The 21370-nt window shown below is 74.8% G+C and carries 20 protein-coding genes and 1 riboswitch; of the genes, 15 read left to right on the top strand and 5 right to left on the bottom strand.

Translation table 11 applies throughout. The features are described from left to right. Window positions 1-93: 93 nt before the first annotated feature. Both fdhA and ACI79E_RS20415 read right to left on the bottom strand, forming a co-directional pair. The gene (fdhA, locus tag ACI79E_RS20420) at window positions 94-1320 is read right to left on the bottom strand and encodes a formaldehyde dehydrogenase, glutathione-independent (RefSeq protein ID WP_456934405.1); all 1227 of its coding nucleotides are present in this window, start codon (window positions 1318-1320) and stop codon (window positions 94-96) included. 117 nt (window positions 1321-1437) lie between these two features. Next, entirely contained in the window at window positions 1438-2901 is a 1464-nt protein-coding gene (locus ACI79E_RS20415) for an aldehyde dehydrogenase family protein (RefSeq protein ID WP_456934404.1), read from the bottom strand. Window positions 2902-3129: 228 nt separating this feature from the next. Between ACI79E_RS20415 and mdlC the strand changes: the two genes are divergently transcribed. The 10 genes from mdlC to ACI79E_RS20365 all read left to right on the top strand — a co-directional run bounded on the left by mdlC (window position 3130) and on the right by ACI79E_RS20365 (window position 12465). Continuing rightward, complete coding sequence (gene mdlC / locus ACI79E_RS20410) at window positions 3130-4731, top strand: benzoylformate decarboxylase (protein ID WP_456934403.1); 1602 nt, start codon at window positions 3130-3132, stop codon at window positions 4729-4731. Between the two features lie 240 nt (window positions 4732-4971). Further along, the gene (locus ACI79E_RS20405; protein ID WP_456934402.1) at window positions 4972-6309 is read left to right on the top strand and encodes an MFS transporter; all 1338 of its coding nucleotides are present in this window, start codon (window positions 4972-4974) and stop codon (window positions 6307-6309) included. Window positions 6310-6492: 183 nt separating this feature from the next. Beyond that, window positions 6493-8055 (top strand): histidine kinase, encoded by a 1563-nt coding sequence (locus ACI79E_RS20400; protein WP_456934401.1) that lies wholly within the window; start codon window positions 6493-6495, stop codon window positions 8053-8055. Continuing rightward, window positions 8052-8717, top strand: coding sequence for a response regulator (locus ACI79E_RS20395; protein ID WP_456934400.1), 666 nt, complete (start codon window positions 8052-8054; stop codon window positions 8715-8717). The genes ACI79E_RS20400 and ACI79E_RS20395 overlap by 4 nt, the downstream gene beginning before the upstream one ends. Before the next feature lie 248 nt (window positions 8718-8965). Next, window positions 8966-10060 carry a Rieske 2Fe-2S domain-containing protein gene (locus ACI79E_RS20390; protein ID WP_456934399.1) on the top strand — a complete coding sequence of 365 codons (1095 nt, stop codon included), beginning with the start codon at window positions 8966-8968 and terminating at the stop codon, window positions 10058-10060. After that, complete coding sequence (locus ACI79E_RS20385) at window positions 10057-10761, top strand: alpha/beta hydrolase (protein WP_456934398.1); 705 nt, start codon at window positions 10057-10059, stop codon at window positions 10759-10761. The genes ACI79E_RS20390 and ACI79E_RS20385 overlap by 4 nt, the downstream gene beginning before the upstream one ends. A gap of 23 nt (window positions 10762-10784) precedes the next feature. Then, window positions 10785-11060 (top strand): muconolactone Delta-isomerase family protein, encoded by a 276-nt coding sequence (locus tag ACI79E_RS20380; RefSeq protein WP_456934397.1) that lies wholly within the window; start codon window positions 10785-10787, stop codon window positions 11058-11060. Then, window positions 11060-11254: a hypothetical protein gene (locus ACI79E_RS20375; protein WP_456934396.1), complete on the top strand. Its 195-nt coding sequence runs from the start codon at window positions 11060-11062 to the stop codon at window positions 11252-11254. The genes ACI79E_RS20380 and ACI79E_RS20375 overlap by 1 nt, the downstream gene beginning before the upstream one ends. Beyond that, on the top strand, window positions 11244-11615 hold the full coding sequence (gene ligA / locus ACI79E_RS20370) for a protocatechuate 4,5-dioxygenase subunit alpha (protein WP_456934395.1): 372 nt from the start codon (window positions 11244-11246) through the stop codon (window positions 11613-11615). The genes ACI79E_RS20375 and ligA overlap by 11 nt, the downstream gene beginning before the upstream one ends. Continuing rightward, window positions 11608-12465, top strand: coding sequence for a class III extradiol dioxygenase subunit beta (locus ACI79E_RS20365; RefSeq protein ID WP_456934394.1), 858 nt, complete (start codon window positions 11608-11610; stop codon window positions 12463-12465). Before ligA ends, ACI79E_RS20365 begins: the two co-directional genes overlap by 8 nt. 121 nt (window positions 12466-12586) lie before the next feature. Here ACI79E_RS20365 and ACI79E_RS20360 read toward each other — a convergent pair whose 3' ends face one another. The 3 genes from ACI79E_RS20360 to ACI79E_RS20350 form a co-directional block, all read right to left on the bottom strand. Next, entirely contained in the window at window positions 12587-13120 is a 534-nt protein-coding gene (locus tag ACI79E_RS20360; RefSeq protein WP_456934393.1) for a cysteine dioxygenase, read from the bottom strand. A gap of 142 nt (window positions 13121-13262) precedes the next feature. Further along, window positions 13263-13763, bottom strand: a complete 501-nt coding sequence (locus tag ACI79E_RS20355; protein WP_456934392.1) for an NADPH-dependent FMN reductase — start codon at window positions 13761-13763, stop codon at window positions 13263-13265. Beyond that, complete coding sequence (locus tag ACI79E_RS20350; protein ID WP_456934391.1) at window positions 13760-14860, bottom strand: LLM class flavin-dependent oxidoreductase; 1101 nt, start codon at window positions 14858-14860, stop codon at window positions 13760-13762. Before ACI79E_RS20350 ends, ACI79E_RS20355 begins: the two co-directional genes overlap by 4 nt. A gap of 227 nt (window positions 14861-15087) precedes the next feature. Beyond that, window positions 15088-15203, top strand: a riboswitch (SAM riboswitch). 33 nt (window positions 15204-15236) lie between these two features. On the opposite strand from ACI79E_RS20350, the gene ACI79E_RS20345 reads away from it, so the two are divergent. The 5 genes from ACI79E_RS20345 to ACI79E_RS20325 form a co-directional block, all read left to right on the top strand. Then, window positions 15237-16604, top strand: coding sequence for an aminotransferase class V-fold PLP-dependent enzyme (locus ACI79E_RS20345; RefSeq protein ID WP_456934390.1), 1368 nt, complete (start codon window positions 15237-15239; stop codon window positions 16602-16604). A gap of 203 nt (window positions 16605-16807) precedes the next feature. Further along, window positions 16808-17623 carry a DUF1684 domain-containing protein gene (locus tag ACI79E_RS20340; RefSeq protein WP_456934389.1) on the top strand — a complete coding sequence of 272 codons (816 nt, stop codon included), beginning with the start codon at window positions 16808-16810 and terminating at the stop codon, window positions 17621-17623. Next, complete coding sequence (locus tag ACI79E_RS20335; protein ID WP_456934388.1) at window positions 17620-18828, top strand: LLM class flavin-dependent oxidoreductase; 1209 nt, start codon at window positions 17620-17622, stop codon at window positions 18826-18828. The genes ACI79E_RS20340 and ACI79E_RS20335 overlap by 4 nt, the downstream gene beginning before the upstream one ends. 9 nt (window positions 18829-18837) lie before the next feature. Next, window positions 18838-20187: an NtaA/DmoA family FMN-dependent monooxygenase gene (locus ACI79E_RS20330; RefSeq protein ID WP_456934387.1), complete on the top strand. Its 1350-nt coding sequence runs from the start codon at window positions 18838-18840 to the stop codon at window positions 20185-20187. A gap of 185 nt (window positions 20188-20372) precedes the next feature. Continuing rightward, the coding region (locus ACI79E_RS20325; protein WP_456934386.1) for an alpha/beta fold hydrolase at window positions 20373-21370 on the top strand (998 nt) is incomplete at its 3' end.

Here is a 21370-nt window from a genome sequence, read left to right as displayed (position 1 = left end):
CGAGGACCCGGGACTGCGCCGTCGACGCGGGACGCCGCGAGGGGCGGAGACGACCGTCTCCGCCCCTCGCGGGTGTCACGGGCTGGTCGCCGTTCAGGCGGCCGCCTTGCCGGTGACGTTGTGCGGGTCGATGACGTACTTCTTGGCGACGCCGGAGTCGAACTCGGCGTAGCCGCGCGGCGCGTCGTCCAGGCCGATCACGGTGGCGTTGACCGCCTTCGCGATCTGCACCCTGTCGTGCAGGATCGCCATCATCAGCTGCCGGTTGTAGCGCATCACCGGGCACTGGCCGGTGGTGAACGACAGCGACTTGGCCCAGCCGGTGCCCAGTGAGATCGACAGGGCGCCGACCTTGGCGGCCTCGTCGATGCCGCCCGGGTCGCCGGTCACGTACAGGCCGGGGATGCCCAGCGCGCCGCCGGCCGCGGTGACCTCCATGAGGGAGTTGAGCACCGTCGCCGGCGCCTCCTTCTGGGCGCCGGAGCCGTGGCCGCGGGCCTCGAAGCCCACCGCGTCGACGCCGCAGTCGACCTCCGGGACGCCGAGGATCTGCTCGATCTGGTCCTTGGGGTCGCCCTGGGACACGTCGACGGTCTCGCAGCCGAAGGCGCGGGCGGCGGCCAGCCGGTCCTCGTTCAGGTCGCCGACGATGACGACGGCGGCGCCCAGCAGCTGGGCGGAGACCGCGGCGGCCAGGCCCACGGGGCCCGCGCCGGCGATGTAGACGGTGGACCCGGTGGTGACGCCGGCGGTGTAGGCGCCGTGGTACCCGGTCGGGAAGATGTCCGACAGCATGGTCAGGTCGAGGATCTTCTCGATCGCCTGGTCGCGGTCGGGGAAGCGCAGCAGGTTCCAGTCCGCGTAGGGGACCATCACGTACTCGGCCTGCCCGCCCTGCCAGCCACCCATGTCGACGTAGCCGTAGGCCGAGCCGGGGCGGTCGGGGTTGACGTTCAGGCAGATGCCGGTCTTGCCCTCCTTGCAGTTGCGGCAGCGGCCGCAGGAGATGTTGAACGGCACCGAGCAGACGTCGCCGGTCTTGATGAACTCCACGCCGGGGCCGGTCTCGACGACCTCGCCGAGGATCTCGTGGCCCAGGACCAGGCCGTGGGGGGCGGTGGTGCGGCCGCGGACCATGTGCTGGTCGCTGCCGCAGATGTTGGTGGTGAGCACCTTCAGGATGGCGCCGTGGGGCACCTGGCGGCCCACGTTGTCCGGGTGCACACCCGGGCCGTCCTTGAGCACGAGCTCCGGGTAGTCCAGGTCGGTGATCTCGACCTTGCCCGGGCCCTGGTAGGTCACGCCGCGGTTGTTCGCCATGGGTCCTTCTCCTCGTCGTCGAGTGGACGCCAGCACCCTCGCAAGCTGCCGGCTGGGTCGGTCAACTGCTCTCCCGGGAGGCGGGAGGACGCCGTCCCCCCGCCTCCCGGGCCGTGCTCACGCGGGGAAGCCCACCGCGTGGGTGTCCATGAACTCGCGGAGACCCTCGATGCCCATCTCCCGGCCCATCCCGCTGTGGTTGAAGCCGCCGAACGGCGCGCGCTCGTCGAGGTGGGCGGCGCCGTGGGCGTTGACGAAGGTGTACCCGGTGCGCAGCCGCGCCGCGACCGCGGCGGCGCGGTCCAGGTCGGCGGTCCACACCGACGAGCACAGGCCCGACCAGGTGTCGTTGGCCCGCGCCACGGCGTCGTCCTCGTCGTCGAAGGGCAGGATGGGCAGCGTCGGGCCGAACTGCTCCTCGATGACGACGCGGGCGTCGTCGGACGGGTCGAGCACCAGCGAGGGCCGCAGGAAGTTGCCGACCGAGATGTCGGCGCCCTCGGCCGCCTCGCCGAACTCCCGCACCTCCGCGCCGGACTCGCGGGCCTGGGCCAGCAGCTCCTGCACGTACTCCTTCTGGCGCGCCTGGTGCAGCGGGCCCATGGTCACGTGCTCGTCCAGGCCGTGGCCGAGCCGCTGCGCGGCGAGCAGGCCGGAGAGCCCCTCGACGACCTCGTCGTAGCGGGAGCGGTGCACGTAGAGCCGCTTGGTGGCCATGCAGATCTGGCCGGTGGAGTCGAACGTGCCGGTGAACAGCCGCTGCATCGCGTCGCCGCCGAGGTCGGCGTCGGCGAGGACCAGCGCCGGGTCGTTGCCGCCGAGCTCCAGCGCCACGCGGGTCAGGGACTCGGCGGCCATCGACATGATCCGCCGGCCGCCGCCGGGGCTGCCGGTGAAGCAGACGTGCTTGACCCGGTCGTCGGAGATCAGCGCTGCGCCGATCTCGGCGTCGGCCCCGGTGACGACGTTGAGCACGCCGGGCGGCAGCAGCTCGGCCACCTTCTGCACCGTGCGGGTCGTGGCCAGCGGCGTGGTGGGCGGCGGCTTCACCACGACGGTGTTGCCGGCCAGCAGGGCGTAGGGGAGCGAGGCGGCGAGGATCGCCAGCGGCCAGTTGAACGGCACGATGATCGTGACCACGCCCAGCGGCAGGTACCCGACCGTCGTCCGGTAGGGCGGCGCGGGCAGGGTGACGGTGTGCTCGACCTGGTCGGCCAGCTGCGCGGCCAGGCCGAACCGGTGGGCGAACACGATGGAGTCGATGAACGACTCCATGCGGATCTTGCCGTTCTCGCGGGTGAGGATCTCGGCGGTCGCGTGCCGGTCGGCCTCCAGCGGCGCCAGCGCCGCGGTGATCAGCTCGGCGCGCTCCTGCGGGCTGCGGGCGGCCCAGGCGGGGAACGCGCGGTCCGCGGCGGCGACGGCCTCCTCCGCCTGCTTGGCGCTGGCGGCGGCCGCGTAACCGACGACCGACCGGCCGTCGGCCGGGTCGACCACCTGCAGGTGGTCGTCGGTGCTGCGCACCTCGCCGGCGATGAACAGCTCGGTCCGGATCTCCGGCAGCTGGTCCAGGGACACCATGGGGTCTGCTTCCTCAGGGTCGGTACAGGGACCGCCCGGGGGCGGCCCGCGGGCGTGTGCCCGCCGTCACGGTAGGCCCGGAGGTCCTGCACCGCCCCGGCCATCCGACCGGACCGGGGGCGGCGGATCCGGAGGGGGCCGCCGCGACATCCGACGTAGGGGGCGGACGCCGGGGGGCTGGGGCTAGCGTCGGCGCCACCGGCCCGCACACCCCAGGAGGACGACGCCGTGCCCACCGTGCGCGAGACCACCTTCGAGCTGCTCCGGACCTGGGGCCTGACCACCGTGTTCGGCAACCCGGGGTCCAACGAGCTGCCGTTCCTGGACGGCTTCCCCGACGACTTCCGCTACGTGCTGGGCCTGCACGAGGGCGTGGTGCTGGCGATGGCCGACGGGTACGCGCAGGTCACCGGCCGCCCGGCGCTGGTCAACCTGCACTCCGCCGCGGGCCTGGGCAACGCGATGGGCAACCTGGCCAACGCCCGGGCCTGCGGCACGCCGCTGGTGGTGACCGCCGGCCAGCAGGCCCGCCCGATGGTCGGCCTGGGGTCCATGCTCGGCGAGCCGGCGATGACCCGGGTGCCCGAGCCGCAGGTGAAGTGGTCCTTCGAGCCGGCCCGGGCCCAGGACGTGCCCCGGGCGCTGTCCGAGGCCTTCCACCTGGCCACGCTGCCGCCGGCCGGACCGGTCTTCGTCTCCCTGCCGCTGGACGACTGGGCGCAGCCGGTGGACCCCGACGAGGTCGCCGCCCTGGCCGGCCGCCGGGTGCGCCGGGCCGGCGGCCTGGACGACGAGCTGCTGGAGGAGCTGGCCGGGCGGCTGGCCGCCGCCCGCAACCCGGTCTTGGTCGTGGGCCCCGAGGTCGACGACGAGCGCGCGCACCCCCGGGTCGTGGCGCTGGCCGAGCGGCTGCAGGCGCCGGTCTGGACCGCCCCCTCGGCGCCACGCGCGCCCTTCCCGACCCGTCACCCGCTGTGGCAGGGCCTGCTGCCGCCGAGCATCGCCGGCGTCGCCGCGCACCTGGAGGGCGCCGACCTGGTGCTCGTGCTGGGCGCCCCGGTGTTCCGGTACCACGTCTACGTGCCCGGCGCGTGGCTGCCCGAGGGCACCGAGCTGGTCGCCGTCGGCAGCGACCCCGGTACGGCGGCCCGGGCCGCGTTCGGCGACGCGGTGGTCGCCGACGTCGCCACCGTGGCCGGCCAGCTGCTGACCGCGCTGGCCGACCTGCCGCCGCGACCGGAGCGCCCGGCGCCGGAGCGGGCGGTCGCCGCCGAGCCGGGCCGGGCCCCGTTCACCGCGGACGCGGTGCTCGGCCTGCTCACCCGGTCGGTGCCCGCGCACACCCGGTACGTCAACGAGTCCACCGCGAACACCGCGCAGTTCTGGTCGCACCTGGACCTCGCCACCCCGCGCGGGCTGCTGTTCCCGGCCGCCGGCGGCCTGGGCTTCGGCGTCCCCGCGGCGGTGGGCGCCGCACTGGCCGACCCCGCCCGCCCGGTGGTCGCCGTCCTCGGGGACGGGGCCTTCCAGTACGGCGTCCAGGCGGTCTGGACGGCGGTGCAGCACCACCTGCCGGTGACCTTCGTCGTCCTGCGCAACGGCATCTACGGGGCGCTGGCCTCGTTCGTCGGGCAGCTGGGGGTGTCGAAGGTCCCCGGGCTCGAGCTGCCCGGGCTGGACGCGGTGACCATCGCGCAGGGCTACGGGGTGCCCGCCCGTGCGGTCGGCTCCGCCGAGGAGCTGGCCGAGGAGTTCGCCGCCATCGGCAAGGCGGACGGGCCCCGGCTGGTCGAGGTGCCCATCACCCCGGAGACGCGGAGACTGGGCTGAGCACGGGCGGTCCCGGCCACCGTCGCCGTCGTGGGGAGGTGGCCGTCGCCCCGTCCGCCGTCGGGCGCGCGGGGCTGCGACGGATGACGTAGCCGCGGTGGCCCGAGCGGCCCGGAGCAGGCGGGTCTACGGCCTCACGACTTCCGTGTCAACACGGGTTTCCATTCTCGGAGCGGTGTAATCGCGGTCACCCGCGGTCGCGCCACCCTGCACAGCGGCGTCCAGAGGAGAACTCCCCCCGTGGCATCACCCACCACCCCTGCGCCCGCGAAGGCCGGCCCCTCCAAGAAGGGGATCTTCGCGGCGAGCTTCATCGGCACGTCGATCGAGTGGTACGACTACTACATCTTCGGCACCGCCGCCGCGCTGGTGTTCGGGAGCGTCTTCTACCCCGACTTCGACCCGACTGCCGGCACGATCGCCGCGTTCGCCACCTTCGCCGTCGGCTTCATCGCCCGCCCGCTCGGCGCCGCGGTCATCGGCCACTTCGGCGACCGGATCGGCCGCAAGTCGATGCTCGTGCTGACCCTGCTGCTCACCGGCGGCTCCACCTTCCTCATCGGTGTGCTGCCGACCTACGCCGCGATCGGCGTCGGCGCCCCGCTGCTGCTGGTCGCGCTGCGGCTGATCCAGGGCTTCGGCGTCGGCGGTGAGTGGGGCGGCGCGGTGCTCATCGCGACCGAGCACGCCAGCCCGCGCCGGCGCGCCGTCTACGGCAGCTTCGCGCAGTTCGGCGTCCCGGTCGGCGTGCTGACCTCCAACCTCGCCTTCCTGGCCGTCTCCGGCATGGACAACGAGGACTTCCTCACCTGGGGCTGGCGGATCCCGTTCCTCATCAGCATCGCGCTGGTGGTCGTGGGCTTCTTCGTCCGCAGCAAGCTGGAGGACGCCCCGGAGTTCCAGCAGGTCAAGGAGAAGAAGCAGGTCGTCAAGATCCCGGTGGCCGAGCTGGTCCGGCGCCAGCCGCGCACGCTGGTCCTGGGCAGCCTCGCCTCGATCGCCCCGCCGGCGGTGGGCTACACGGTGATCGTCTACATGCTGACCTACGGCACCACCGTCGTCGGCTTCGACCGCACCACGCTGCTGTGGCTGATCCTCGCCTCGACCGCGGTCTGGATCGGCACCATCGTGGTGGCCGCGCTGCTGTCGGACCGGTTCGGCTCCAAGCCGGTCTTCGCGGTCGGCGCGCTGACCGCCGTCCTCTGGCCGCTGCCGATGTTCGCCCTCGTCAACACCGGCAACGCCGCCGCGGCGCTGTTCGCGTTCGTCGTCGCCGCGTTCGTGCAGGGCATCATGGCCGGCGCCCAGGGCGGCCTGTTCACCGAGATCTTCGAGGTGAAGACCCGCTACAGCGGCATCTCGATCGCCTACCAGCTGGGCGGCATGATCGGCGGCGCGGTGACCCCCATCGTGGCCACCGCCCTGTACGGCTCCTACGAGTCGTCCACCCCCATCGCGATCTACGTGGCGGCGCTGTCGCTGGTCAGCCTGCTGGCCGTGCTCGGCATCCGGCCGCTGCCCAAGACCCAGCAGGCCGACGCCGACCGGCTCGGGACGGCGGCCGCGACCGCCGGCTGAGCCGGGGGCACGCCTCGCAACGGCGCGCCGGCCGGGACGACGGGTCCCGGCCGGCGCGCCGTCGTCGTCCGGGGGGCACCCGGTCGGGGCGGCTGCCCGGGCGAGCCGGGACCGGGCCACCGGCCGCGCGGTAGCGTGATCGCCCGGCGGTGGGCCGGGGTCGACGGGTGGGACGAGGCAGTGGTGCGCAGCGAGGTGGCGGCCGCGGCCGGCGCGGTGTGGCCGGCGGACGCGGGGGAGGACCCGGTGCTCCGCGCGCTCGTCGAGGTCTCCGTCGACGGGCTGGCGCTGGTCGACGACGCCGGCCGGCTGCTGGGGCTCAACGCCGCCGCCGCGCAGATCCTCGGCCGGCCCGCGGCCGACCTGGTCGGGACGCCCACCCCCTTCGACCCCACCGCCGGCGACCCGGACACCCCCGAGCTGCGGACGGCGAGCTGGCCGGTGCCCGGGCGCAGCCGCCGCGAGCTGGAGTACCGCGTGCTGCCGGTGGGCCCGGGCCGCTGGGCGGTGTGGTTCGGCGACGTCACCGACACCGTGCGCCAGCAGGAGCGGCTGACCGCCATCACCCGGGCCGCGGCCAGCGTGGCCGACGCCTACTCCCTCCCGGCCACGCTGGACGCGGTCGCCCGCGAGATCGCCATGACCGCGTCGATCGCCGCCGTCCAGATCCTCGCGTTCGACGACCCCCGCGACGACCTGCAGCTGCTGGGCATGGCCGGGTTCGGCGACGCGGTCGACTTCCCCGAGAAGCTCGCCGCCTGCCGGCGCCTGGGCGCCCGGGTGCTGTTCATGGAGGCCCTGGCCGGCCGCCAGCCGATCGTCAGCCTGCACCGCAAGCCGGTGATCATGGCCGATCCGCAGTGGGCGCCGCTGCACGAGATCATGGACGTCCCCGACTGGGACAGCTTCGTCTCGGTGCCGCTGGTGGTGCGCGGCCGGACGCTGGGGATCATCAACGCCTACTACTCGCCGGGGGAGGACCCCGGCCCCAGCTCGCTGGCCTTCCTCGAGGCGATGGCCGACTCCGCCGCGGTGGCCATCGAGACCGCGGCGCTGCTGACCCAGACCCGGTCCCGCGCGCAGAGCGACGAGCGCCGCCGGCTGGCCCGGGACCTGCACGACTCGGTGGTCCAGCAGGTGTTCTCCATGCGCATGCAGGCCGAGGCGCTGCGCGCCCACCTCGACACCGCCGACGCCGACCCGGCCACGGTGCGCAGCGGCGCGGAGGAGCTCGCCCAGCTGTCGGCCAGCGCGCTGGCCGACCTGCGCGGGCTGGTCTTCGAGCTGCGGCCGCTGGACCTCGCCGAGAACGGGCTGGTCGAGGCCGTCCGGGCGCACGCGGCCAGCGTGGAGGCGCGCACCGGCCTCGCCGTCGAGGTGCACGCCGACGACGGCCTGGAGCTCGGCGTGGACGTCGACGTCCAGGAGGACCTCTACCGGATCGTCCAGGAGGCGCTGCACAACGTGGTCAAGCACGCCCGGGCCACCGAGACCGACATCCGCGTCGACCGGTCCGGCGGCGGGGTGCTGGTCGAGGTCACCGACGACGGCTGCGGCGGCACGCCCGACGCGGTGCCGGCACCCGAGCCCGGTGACCGGCCCCGCGGCCGGCTCGGCCTGGTGTCGATGCGCGAGCGCGCCGAGCGCTGGGGCGGGCAGCTGTCGGCCGGCCCGCGCTCCGCCGGTGGCTGGCGCGTGCAGGTGACGCTGCCGGCACCCGGCACCCGGGGGAGGGCCGGCCGGTGAGCGCCGGGGTGATCGGCGTCCTGCTCGTCGACGACCACGCCATCGTCCGCCGCGGGGTGCAGGCCTACGTGGCCAGCGTTCCCACGCTGGAGGTGCTCGGGGAGGCGTCCGACGGCCAGCAGGCGGTGGAGCTGCTGCACCAGTGGCAGACCACCGGCGCGCGCATGCCCGACGTCGTCCTCATGGACCTGCAGATGCCGCGCATGGACGGCGTGGCCGCCACCGCCGCGATCGCCCGCGCCCACCCGGAGGTCCGGGTCGTCGTCCTCACCAGCTTCGGCGAGGTGGAGCGGGTGCACGCCGCCCTCGCCGCCGGCGCCGCCGGCTACGTGCTCAAGGACGCCGACCCCGCGGAGGTGGCGACGGCGATCACCGCGGCCGCCGCCGGCGAGGTGCACCTGGACTCCGCGGTGGCCCGGCAGCTGGCCCGCCGGATGGCCGCGCCCCAGGCCGGGCTCACCTCGCTGACCGCCCGGGAGCGGGAGATCCTGGCGCTGGTCGCGCAGGGCCACTCCAACCGCGACATCGCCGACGAGCTGGTGATCAGCGAGCGCACCGCGCGCACCCACGTGAGCAACGTGCTGAGCAAGCTGCAGCTGTCCAGCCGCACCCAGGCCGCGCTGCTCGCCATCCGCGAGGGGCTCATCCCGCCACCGGGCTGACCTGCACGGACACCGGCGGGGCGGGCCCGGGCGAGGCGTACGACACATGACGTAGGCGCGGCGGGCGAACGCGGTCGGAGCGAAGCTGTCATCGAGCCGATCCGCCCGACTCCGGCGATCCTTAACGTCAGTGTGTGTGCGGTCACCCCCGGTTCCGCCGCCGGGGTGGGGCGTCCCGGTGTCCAGTCCCTGACCGGACCGCCCGACGTCGCACCCCCGATCCGCCCTCTCGAGTCAAGGAGTCCGCGATGGCAGCCAACCCCATCGTCATGAACGGCTGGTACATCGGCGCCTGGTCCGACGAGGTCAGCCGCACGCTGATGCAGCGCTGGATCTGTGGCCGCCCCGTGTGCTTCTACCGGCTGTCCGACGGCAGCGCGAACGCCATCGAGGACCGCTGCCCGCACCGCCGCTACCCGCTGTCGCTGGGCCGGCTCGACGACGACGTCATCACCTGCAACTACCACGGCTACAAGATCGACGGCTCCGGCCAGTGCGTCGGCGTCGCGGAGCAGCCGGACATGCCCAAGGGCGCCACGGTGCACCGCTTCCCGGTCGTCGAGCGCTACGGCATCGTCTGGATCTGGCCCGGTGACCCGGACAAGGCCGACCCGGCCGACATCCCCGACGTCTCCTGGCTCGAGGACCCGAACTGGACCCACGTGCAGGGCTCGGTCGGCCTCAAGGGCCGCCAGGTGCTGCTCGTGGAGAACCTGCTCGACCTGACCCACGAGACGTTCCTGCACCCGACCTCCATCGGCAACGCCGCGGTCGCCGCCACCCCGATCGACGTGATCGGCGAGGGCAACAGGGTCTCCTTCGTCCGCCACATGATCGACATCGAGGCCCCGCCCTTCTACCGGTCCTCGATGGGCGTGACGACGAACATCGACCGCTGGCAGGACGGCGACTTCTACGCGCCGGGCATCTTCATCCTCAACATCCGGATCGCCCCGACCGGCACCGAGGAGCCCGAGGGCTTCCACATGAAGGTCATCTACGGCATGACCCCGGAGACCGAGACCACCACGCACGACTTCTTCGCCCTGGGCCGCGACTACAAGATCGACGACCAGGAGCTGTCGGACTTCCAGCTCAAGCAGCAGCTCGCGGTCATGAAGGAGGACGTCGACGCCCTGGAGATCCAGGAGAAGATGGTCGCCACCGACCCCGGGATGATCGAGTCCTCGATCCGCTCCGACGTCGCGGGCATCCGCGGCCGCCGCCTGCTGGAGAAGATGGCCAAGGCCGAGGCCGCCGCCCGCGGGGAGGTCCCGGCCCGCCCGGCGCGCCCCGCCCGGCCGGTCGCCGCCGCCCAGCCGGAGCCGGCGGGTCAGGCATGAGCACCTTCGTCCTGGTCCACGGGGCCTGGCACGGCGGCTGGTGCTGGGACCGGGTGGCCCCGCTGCTGCGCGCGGCCGGCCACGAGGTGCACGCCCCGACGCTGACCGGGCTGTCCGAGCGCGCCCACCTGCTGTCCCCGCTGGTGGGGCTGGACACCCACGTCGAGGACGTCGTCCGGCTGATCGACACCTTCCAGCTGCGTGACGTCGTCCTGGTCGGGCACAGCTACGCGGGCCAGATCGTCACCGCGGTCGCCGACCGCCGGCCCGACGCGGTGGCCAAGCGGGTCTACCTCGACGCGTTCGTCGGCTCCGACGGCGAGGCCGCCCGCGACCTGCTGCCCGAGCAGGTGGAGCACCACTGGGCGGAGTCGGCCGCCGAGCAGGGCTTCGGCTGGCTGGTGCCGGTCCGCAAGCTCTCGGTGCTCGGCGTGACCGAGCAGGCCGACGTCGACTGGCTGACGCCCAAGCTCACCCCGCACCCGTGGAAGACCTACCTGGACCGGCTGGACCTCACCGGCGCCGTCGACGGCGTCCCCGCGGCCTTCGTCGAGTGCGTCACCTGGATGCGCGTGTTCCAGGCGCAGGCCGAGCGCGCCCGCGAGCGCGGTTGGCCGGTGCACGAGCTGGACACCGGTCACGAGGCGATGGTCACCGCCCCCAAGGCGCTGGCCGACGTCCTGCTCGAGCTCGCCCGCTGACCCCCACACGACAGGAGACCACCGTGGAGTTCCTCGTCCGCGCCGAGAACCGCCTGCCCCCGGAGACCCCGGCGGAGCGGCGGGAGGAGCTGCGCTCCGGAGAGCGGGCCCGTGCCATGGAGCTGCGGGAGGCGGGCGTCCTCAAGCGGTTGTGGCGGGTGCCCGGCCGCACCGGGTGGATCGGGCTCTTCGAGGCCCCCGACCCCGCCGCCCTGCACGACGCGCTGGTGTCCCTGCCCATGTCGCCGTGGCTCGACGTGCACGTCGAGGCGCTGGCCCAGCACCCGCAGGAGCGGTGATGACCACCGCGACGGGTGAGGCCGGGCCCGCCCGGCAGCTGCGGATCACCTTCCGCCAGTACGACGGTGAGATGCTCGGCACCTGCTGGTGTGGTCGCACCAGGACCAGCCCGCACCCGCGGCCGCTGTGGGAGTGGCTCGACGACCACGAGCACCTCCCCGGCCACGAACAGGAGGCGACCGATGAGCACTGACACCCCGGTCGGCAGGTTCGACCTGCCGGGGACCCCGGTCTTCGACGGCCAGACCAGCCGGCGTGGCTTCCGGATGAACAAGCTGTTCATGAGCCTGCGCTCGGCGGAGGCGCGGGAGCGCTTCCTCGCCGACGAGGCCGCCTACTGCGACGAGTACCGGCTGAGCCCGGAGCAGAAGCAGGCCGTCCTCGACCGCGACTGGCAGGCGATGATCGACCTGGGCGGCAGCATCTTCTACGTCTACAAGCTGGCCATGATGGACGGCCGGTCGATGCAGTACCTGGGTGGTGTCTTCAGCGGCATGACCGAGGAGGAGTTCGTGGCGGCGATGCGAGCGGGAGGACGGCGCAACGATGGCTGAGGTGATCTGGGGCCTGGCGACGTCGCACGTCCCGTCGATCGGGGCCGCGATGGACCGCGGCAAGACCGAGGACCCCAACTGGAAGGGCCTCTTCGACGGTTACGCCCCGGCGCGGGAGTGGCTGGCAGAGCACGAGCCGGACGTCGCGATCGTCATCTACAACGACCACGCCAACGGCATCGACCTCGACATCGTCCCCACCTTCGGGATCGGCACCGCCGAGCGGTACGAGGTGGCCGACGAGGGCTTCGGCAAGCGCCCCGTCCCCGACGTCGTCGGTGACCCGGAGCTGTCGCTGCACCTGCTCGAGAGCCTGGTGGACGACGGCTTCGACCTCACCGTCTTCCAGGAGCTGGACGTCGACCACGGGTTCACCGTGCCGCTGTCGGTCTGGACGCCGGACCCGGGCGAGGCCTGGCCCTGCCCGGTGATCCCGCTGCTGGTCAACGTCATCCAGTACCCGCAGCCGACCGCCGCCCGCTGCTACGCCCTCGGGCAGGCCCTGGGCCGGGCGATCCGCAGCTACCCGAAGGACGTCAAGGTCGCCGTGCTCGGCACCGGCGGGATGTCCCACCAGCTGGCCGGCGCGCGGGCGGGGTTCATCAACCCCGAGTTCGACCACATGTTCCTCGAGGCCATCGAGAAGGACCCGGCCAAGCTCACGACGCTGACCCGCCAGGACTACATCCGCGAGGCCGGCTCCGAGGGCATCGAGATGATCATGTGGCTGATCATGCGCGGCGCGATGAACGAGCAGGTGACCAAGGTGCACTCGCACTACTTCGTGCCGGCGTCCAACACCGCCGCGGCGATCGCGCTGTTCGACAACCGGGTGCCGCAACCGGCCTGAGCAAGGACCCCGTCCCCCTCACGCCTCGCAGGCTCGGCGTGAGCCTCCGGACGGGGCCGTACCGACGGGCCGTACCGCTCCTCCGTCGAGCGGTACGGCCCGTCGGCGTCCCAGGCGCCGGTCACCAGTCGACGCCGGCCCGCTCCGTGCCGATCCGGACCAGGCCACCCCGGTCCACCCGGTAGGTGTTCATGACGGTCAGCCGCGGGCTGTAGACGTGCACGCTCAGCGCGGGCTCGGTCCCGGTGTTGGTCACCCGGTGCACGTGGTGCGCGCCGAAGGGGCGCACCCGGCCGGCCGAGAGCCGGGTGGCGTCGGGCAGGGCCCCCACCTCCTCGTCCAGCGTGCCCCGGACGACGGCGAACGCGCCGGCCGAGCCGCCGTGGTCGTGCAGGCCCGTGCCCTGCCCGGGCAGCCAGGTCAGCAGCCACACCTGGGCGGCGGCCAGCTCCGGGTGCAGTGACGGGTCGAGGACGTCGGCGGCCAGGGCGGGGTCGAGCAGGTGGGTCCACCGGCTCCGGGTGCGGTACTCCACCAGCGCCGACCAGCGGTGCTCGGCGGTGGCGAGGGCCGCGGCCAGGGCGGCGGCGCCGGTGCGGCGGCGGGTGGGGTCGGTGCCCGGACGGCGGGCAGGGGACAGCAGGGATCGCGACACGAGGGGTCTCCTGGAGGGGGTGCGGGGATGGGCGCCGGGGTCAGCGGCGGCGACATCGCGCGCTGGACACGCGCAGCAGGTCCACCGCGACGCGGCGGGTCAGCCGCACCGCGCGCCTCCCGACCCCGGTGAGGACCCCACGTCAGCCGCGCCGCGCGGTGCGGGCGGCGTCGACCTGCGGGCGCGCCGCGGCCAGCCAGGCGTCCAGCGGTGCCGGGTCGTCCCAGGACCCCTCCAGCAGGTACAGCCCGCGGGTCGGCGTGGTCGCGCCGAGCTCGACGAGCACCGGCTTGAGCAGCAGCTCCGGCGCGAGTGCGTGCGTGGGCCCGCCGCCCAGCATCAGCGGGACGGCGACGACGCCGGCGAGGTCGCCGGTGCCGATCTGGTCGAGGAACAGCTTGAGCAGGCCGGTGTAGGTCGCCTTGTAGGTGGGGCTGGCGACGACGGCGACCTCGGCCGCGCGCACCGCGGCGACCGCCTCGGCCACGGCCGGGTCGCCCCAGCCGAGCAGCCCCGCCCCGAGGTCGATGACGTCGACGACGAGGTCCGGCGGTGCACCGGTCAGCCGCTCGACGACCAGCTCGGCGGCGGCCCGGGTGCGGGAGCGGGGCTTGGGGTTGCCGACGACGGCGACGGTGGTCATGCCGCGGCCGCGTCGCGCTTCGCGACCTCCTCGCGCACCAGCGGGAGGACGTACCGGCCGACGTCGATGGCGTCGCCGAGCAGGTCGTAGCCGCGCATCGAGATGATGTCGACGCCGAGGTCGACGTAGTCCAGCAGCGCCCGGGCCACCGTCTCGGGGGTGCCGACCAGCGCGTTGGAGTTGCCCGCCCCGCCGGTGGCCCGCGCGGTCGGCGTCCACAGCGCCCGGTCGAACCGCTCACCGCGGGCGGCGATCTCCAGCAGCCGCTGCGAGCCGGTGTTCTCGGGCCCGGTCAGCGGGTGCCGGCGCGAGATCGGCTGCCGTCCACCGGCGGTGCGGGCGGTGATCCGGTCGACGGTGCGGTACGCCTTCTCCCAGGCCAGCTCCTCGGTCGGGGCGATGATCGGCCGGAAGGCCACCTGGATCCGCGGCATCGTCGTCCGCCCCGCCGCGCGGGCCGCCGCGTGCACCCGCTCGATCTGGGCCGCGGTCTCGGCCAGCGGCTCGCCCCACAGCGCGAAGACGTCGGCCTCGGCCCCGCCGGCGGCGTAGGCGGCCTCCGACGAGCCGCCGAAGGAGACGTCGGGGCGGGGCTGCTGCACCGGGAAGGTGTCGCTCACGAAGTCGGCGAAGCGGTAGTGCTCGCCGTCCCAGTCGAAGGGCTCGCGCGAGGTCCAGGCCTTCTTGACGATCTGGATGTACTCGCGGGTGCGGCCGTAGCGCTGGTCCTTGGGGAGGTAGTCGCCCTCGCGCTGCTGCTCGGCGTCGGTGCCGCCGGTGATGAAGTGCACGGTCAGCCGGCCGTCGCCGATCTGGTCGAGCGTGGCGAAGGTCTTGGCGGCGAAGGTCGGGTAGCTGACGTTGGGCCGGTGGGCGAGTAGCACCTGCAGCCGCTCGGTGTGTGAGAGCAGGTACGCGGCCGCGGCGGAGGGCTCGGGGGCGCCGGAGCCGTAGGCGAACAGCACGCGGTCCCACCCCCAGTCCTCGTGGGCGCGGCCCAGGCGCAGCGTGAACTCCTTGTCGAAGCTCGCGCCGGAGCGGGGGGTGGTCTCGGATCCGTCGTTGGTGGCGGCGATGCCCAGGAACTCGATCGGCATGGTGGTCCTCACGTGGTGGGGCGGCCGCGCGCACGGCGCGGCCGGGGAGGGGTCGGGAGGGCGCCGTCAGCGACAGGTGGCCGACCAAACCCGCCCGAGGTCGACGTGGACCCGCCGGACCAGCCGCGGGGCGGCTGCGGGGGCGGTCGACCGGCTGGGCACGGCGATATCTCTACCATCTCGATCGGGTTTGACGGGAATGCGGGTGCCGTGTCACGCTCCCGGCAGGTCAAGAGTGCCAGCGACAAGCCCCGGCTCGCTGGCCGGCAACCCTTCCTCCGCGATGGGGTGCCCCGGGTGACGACCTGGCGGGTGTGCCGACCGGCGCCCGCAAGCGCGGACCCCGTAGCCGGGTCCCCGAACCGAGGAGGCCTGCGTGACCGGCGCCGTCCTGTCCCGTCCCGTCGTCCCCGCCGCGCCGGAGCGGCCGCTGCTGCCCGTGGTCGGTGCGACGACCGGGGTCCCGCTGGTCCCCGCGGGAACGGCCCGCTACGTCAACCTGGACACCGCGGCGAGCACCCCCGCGCTGGTCGCCGTCGCCGACCGGGTGGCCGAGGCCCTGCCGCTCTACGCCAGCGTGCACCGCGGCGCCGGCTACCTCTCGCAGGTGTCGACGGCGCTGTACGAGTCCGCCCGCGACACCGTCGCCCGCTTCGTCGGCGCCCGCCCCGACGACGTCTGCGTGCTCACCCGCAACACCACCGACGCGCTCAACCTGCTGGCCGCGTCCGTCCCGGCCGGGGAGCGGGTGCTGGTGCTCGACTGCGAGCACCACGCCGACCTGCTGCCCTGGCAGCGCCGGGGGGACACCACCGTGCTCCCCACCCGGTCGACGGTTCCCGCGACGCTGCGCGAGCTGGCCGCGGAGCTCGCCGCGCGGCCCCACGCCCTCGTGGCGGTCACGGGCGCGTCCAACGTCACCGGCGAGGCGCTGCCGCTGGCCGACGTCGTCGAGCTGGCGCACGCCGCCGGCGCCCGGGTGGTCGTGGACGGCGCCCAGCTGGTGCCGCACCGCCGGTTCTCCCTCGCCGCGTCCGGCGCGGACCACGTCGCACTCTCCGGGCACAAGCTGTACGCGCCCTACGGCACCGGGGCGCTGGTCGGTCGCCGTGACTGGCTGGACGCCGCCCCCGCGCACCTGGCCGGCGGCGGTGCGGTGCACGAGGTCACCGTCGAGGAGACGCGGTGGGCCGCGGCGCCGCACCGGCACGAGGGCGGGTCGCCCAACGTGCTGGGCGCGGTCGCGCTGGCCGCGGCCTGCGACGCGCTGACGGAGCTGCCCGACGGTGCCCTGGAGGCGCACGAGCTGGCGCTGCGGGCCCGGCTGGAGGCCGGCCTCGACGCGCTCCCCGGCGTGCGGCGGCTGCGCATCTGGCCGGACTCGGCCACGCCCACCGGTGTCGTGTCGTTCACCGTCGAGGGCGCCGACCCCGGGCTGGTGGCCGCCGTCCTCTCGGCCGAGCACGGCGTCGGCGTCCGGGACGGCCGGTTCTGCGCCCACCCGCTGCTGCAGCGGCTCGGCGTGCCCGAGGGCGCGCTGCGCGCCAGCGTCGGCGTCGCCACCACCGCGGACGACGTCGACCGGCTGCTCGCCGGCCTCGCCGCCTTCCGGGCCGGCGGGCCGGCGGTGCGCTACGCGGTGCGCGAGGGCCGGTGGCAGCCGGCCGACGACCCGCGGCCGCTGGCCGGGGCCGACCTGCGCGCCGTCGCCCGGGGCGCCGGCTGCGGCGGGGCGGCGCGGTGACCGGGTCAGCCGGCCAGGACGACGGTGCGCAGCTCGTGACAGCCCGTCCACCCCGGTGGCGGGCAGCGTCCGCGGCTCCGTGTCCGACGTCGCCACCGAGAAGCTCAGCGACGTGCTCCGAGGTGGGTACTCCTAGGGCGGCGCCGCCCACCGGCGACCGCCCCGGACCCGCCCCCGTCCGACTCCGCCCGACCAGGAGGACCATGACCACCGTCGCCACCCCCACCGACACGTTCGCCCGCGACTGGGCCGACTGGCACCGCGCGCACGAGGCCGCCCGCGCCGACCCGCACGGCTTCCTGGCCGTCACCGGGCTGCACTGGCTGACCGCCGAGCCGCAGCGCGTCCCCGGCGCCCCGGGCGCCTGGTCGACCGGTCCCCGCGGGGTCGTCGTGACCCTGCAGGAGGGCGAGGAGCTGACCGTCGACGGCGTGCCGCTGCACGGGGAGCACGGATTCGGCGTCCTCCCCGAACGGGGCGGGGTCACCGCCACCGCCGGCGAGGCCGTGGTCGAGGTGGCCCGGCGAGGCGGGCGCGACGTCGTCCGGCCCCGCCACCCCGACCACCCGCTGCGGGTGCGCTACACCGGCACGCCCACGTTCGACCCCGACCCCCGGTGGGTCGCCGAGGGCCGCTACGTGCCCTTCGACGAGCCCCGGCCGACGACCGTCGGTGCCGCCGTCCCCGGCCTCGAGCACGTCTACGACGCCCCGGGCGCCGTCGAGTTCGCACTCGCCGGGCGCCCGCTGCGCCTCACCGCCTTCAACGGCGCCGCGCCCGGCAGCCTGTTCGTGCTCTTCACCGACGAGACCTCCGGCGTCACCACCTACGCCGCGAACCGGTCGCTGGCGCTGGCCGCCCCCGACGCCGAGGGCCGGGTCGTGCTCGACTTCAACCGCGCGGTCAACCTGCCGTGCGCCTACACCGACTTCGCCACCTGCCCGCTGCCGCCGGCGGAGAACCGGCTGCCCATCGCGGTCGAGGCCGGCGAGCAGATCCCGTTGGAGCGCCGCGCATGAGCGACCTGCACCCTGCCCGCCTGCACCTGGCCGTCGCCCTGGACGGCGCCGGCTGGCACCCCGCCGCCTGGCGCGAGCCCGACGCCCGGCCGGCCGAGCTGTTCACACCCGGCTACTGGGTCGACCTCGTCCGGGAGGCCCAGCGGGGGCTGCTGGACCTCGTCACCTTCGAGGACGGCCTGTCGCTGCAGTCGACCGACCGCGACGGCTCCGACGACCGCACCGACCAGGTCCGCGGCCGGCTGGACGCCGTGCAGGTGGCCGCCCGCGTCGCGCCGGTCACCGAGGGCATCGGGCTGGTCCCGACCGCGGTGGTCACGCACACCGAGCCCTTCCACCTGTCGAAGGCGATCGCCACCCTCGACTACGTGAGCACCGGCCGGGCCGGCGTCCGGGTCAAGGTGGGCAGCAGCCCCGCCGAGGCGGCGCACTTCGGCCGGCGCACCCTGCCGCCACTGGGCAGCGTCGACCCGCGCGACCCCGCCGTGCAGGCCGCCCTGCGGGAGCTGTTCGACGAGGCCGCCGACTGGGTCGAGGTGGTCCGCCGGCTCTGGGACAGCTGGGAGGACGACGCGGAGATCCGCGACGCCGCGACCGGCCGCTTCGTCGACCGCGCCAAGCTGCACCCCGTCGACTTCACCGGCCGCTGGTTCGCCGTCCGCGGCCCGTCGATCACGCCGCGGCCGCCGCAGGGCCAGCCTGTGGTCGCCGCGCTGGCCCACCAGGCGATCCCGTTCGACCTGGTCGGGCGCAGCGCCGACGTCGGCTTCGTGACGCCGCGGGACGCGGCCGACGCCACCGCGATCGTGGCCGAGATCCGGCGCGCCCAGGACGCGGCGGGGCGGTCGGGGGAGACGGTGCACGTCTTCGGCGACCTCGTGGTGTTCCTGGACGACGACCCGGCAGCGGCCGCCGCCCGGCGCCGGCGGCTGGACGGCACGGCGGGCAGCGAGTACGTCAGCGACGCGAGGGTCTTCGCCGGGTCGCCCGCCCAGCTGGCCGACCTGCTGGAGGAGTGGCACGCCGCCGGCCTCACCGGGTTCCGGCTGCGCCCGGCGGCTGTGCCGCACGACCTGCTGCAGGTGACCCGCGGGCTGGTGCCCGAGCTGCAGCGCCGCGGCCGGTTCCGCACGGCGTACGAGGCGACGACGCTGCGCGGCCACCTGGGCCTGCCCCGCCCCGCCAACCGCTACGCCACCGTCTGAGGGAGCACCGTGACCAAGCAGATCCACCTGGCGGCGCACTTCCCCGGGGTCAACAACACCACCGTCTGGAGCGACCCCGCCGCCGGCAGCCACATCGAGTTCGCCTCCTTCGCCCGGTTCGCCCAGGCCGCCGAGCGGGGGCGGTTCGACTTCCTGTTCCTCGCCGAGGGGCTGCGGCTGCGCGAGCAGAACGGCCAGATCTACGACCTCGACGTCGTCGGCCGGCCCGACACCTTCACCGTGCTGGCCGCCCTGGCGGCGGTCACCGACCACCTCGGCCTGACCGGGACGATCAACTCGACGTTCAACGAGCCCTACGAGGTGGCCCGCCAGTTCGCCACCCTCGACCACCTCTCCGGCGGGCGGGCGGCGTGGAACGTCGTCACCTCGTGGGACGCGTTCACCGGTGAGAACTTCCGGCGCGGCGGGTTCCTCCCGCAGGACCAGCGCTACGAGCGGGCCCGCACGTTCCTGCAGACCGTGCTGGAGCTGACCGGTTCGTGGCGGGGTGACGAGATCGCCGCGGACAAGGAGAGCGGGGTCTTCCTCCGCGACCCGCAGGCCGGCCGGTTCGCCCACAGCGACGCGCACTTCGACATCGCCGGGCGGTTCGACGTGCCCCGCAGCCCGCAGGGGCAGCCGGTGGTCTTCCAGGCCGGTGACTCCGAGGAGGGCCGGGAGTTCGCCGCGGCCAGCGCGGACGCGATCTTCAGCCGGCACAGCACCAAGGAGGCCGGGCAGGCGTTCTACGCCGACGTCAAGGGCCGCCTGGAGCGGTACGGCCGCTCCCGCGACTCCCTGCTGATCCTCCCCGCGGCCACCTTCGTCATCGGCGACACCGACGCCGAGGCCGCGGAGCTGGCGCACGAGGTCCGCCGCCAGCAGGTGTCGGGGCAGACGGCGCTGCGGTTCCTGGAGCAGGTGTGGAACCGGGACCTCTCCGACCTCGACCCCGACGGCCCGCTGCCCGACGTCGACCCGGTGGTGGGGGAGGACCACGTGGCCAAGGGCCGGGCGCAGGTGCGCATGTACCGCGACCCGCTGGCGACCGCGCGGCAGTGGCGCGAGCTCGCCGCGGAGAAGGGCTACTCGATCCGCGAGCTGATGATCGAGGTGCAGAGCCGGCAGACCTTCGTCGGCAGCCCCGCCACGGTCGCGGCGACCATCGACGACCTGGTGCAGTCCGACGCCGCAGACGGCTACATCCTCGTCCCGCACATCACCCCGGGCGGGCTGGACCCGTTCGTCGACCGCGTCGTCCCGCTGCTGCAGGAACGGGGCGTCTTCCGCACCGACTACACCGGGACGACGTTGCGCGACCACCTCGGCCTGCCGCCGGTGCCCCCGCGGGCCCGCTGAGGCACCGACGCCCCCGGCTGACCGGCGTCGCCGGTCGTGCTCGTGCACTGCCGGTCCCGCAGGACGGACAGTGCACGAGCAGCACCTGCAGGGCGACCACGCGCGCCGCTCGACGCACCGCGGTCGTTGCACCCGCGCGCGGGACCGAGGAACGTGTCCCGCGCCACCGGACGAGGGGGTGCGGCGTGGACGAGCACGGCTGGGACCCCGGTGTCGCCCGTGTGGTGGTCGCCGGCGTGCCGCTGGCCTACCGGGAGCTCGGGTCCGGTGACCCGGTCGTCCTCGTGCACGGCGGGATCAGCGACCTGCGGACCTGGACGGCGCAGCTCGGGCCGCTCGCCGCGCGCCACCGGGCGATCGCCTACAGCCGCCGGTACGCCCGGCCCAACGCCGACGTCCCGCCGGGTGCGGCCGACCCGGTGCCGGTCCACGTCGACGACCTGGTCGCCGTCCTCCGGGAGCTGGACGCGCTGCCGGCGCACCTGGTCGGGAACTCGTGGGGCGCGTTGATCTGCCTGCTCACCGCGATCGAGCACCCGGACGCCGTCCGCAGCCTGGTCCTGGAGGAGCCGCCGCTGCTGTCCCTGGTGCTCGGCCCCGGTCCCCGCCCGCACCCGGGGGTGGTCGCGCGCGGCCTGCTCCGGCATCCGGGCGCCACGCTCGCGGTCCTGGCGTTCGGGCTGCGCACCTTCGCCCCCATGGCGTGGGCCCGGCGGCGCGGCGACGACGAGCGCGCCTGGCAGCTCTTCGCCCGCGGCGTGCTGGGCCGGGAGGCGTTCGGTCGCCTGACGCCGGAGCGCCGGCAGCAGATGCGGGACAACGCGAGCACGCTGGCGGCGGCCCTGCGGGCGGGCTTCCCGCCGCTGGGCGAGGACGCGATCCGCGGCGTGCAGGCGCCCGCGCTCCTGCTCACCGGAGCCCGCAGCCCCCACGTCGCGCGGGCGCTCAGCCGGTGGCTGGCGACCCTGCTGCCGCACGCGGAGCAGGTGCAGGTGCCGGGCGCCTCGCACCTGGTGCACGAGGACCAGCCGCGGCTGGTCAACGACGCGGTCCTGGGGTTCCTGGACCGGGGGGGGGGGGGGGGGGGGGGGGGGGGGGGGGGGGGGGGGGGGGGGGGGGGGGGGGGGGGGGGGGGGGGGGGGGGCGGGCCGCCCAGGGGCGCGCCGCGGCGCCCCCCCCCCAC

This window comes from Geodermatophilus sp. SYSU D00079, assembly GCF_054050635.1.
The sequence above is the reverse complement of the archived record's forward strand: the minus strand, read 5'-3'. Positions and strand labels throughout refer to the sequence as shown.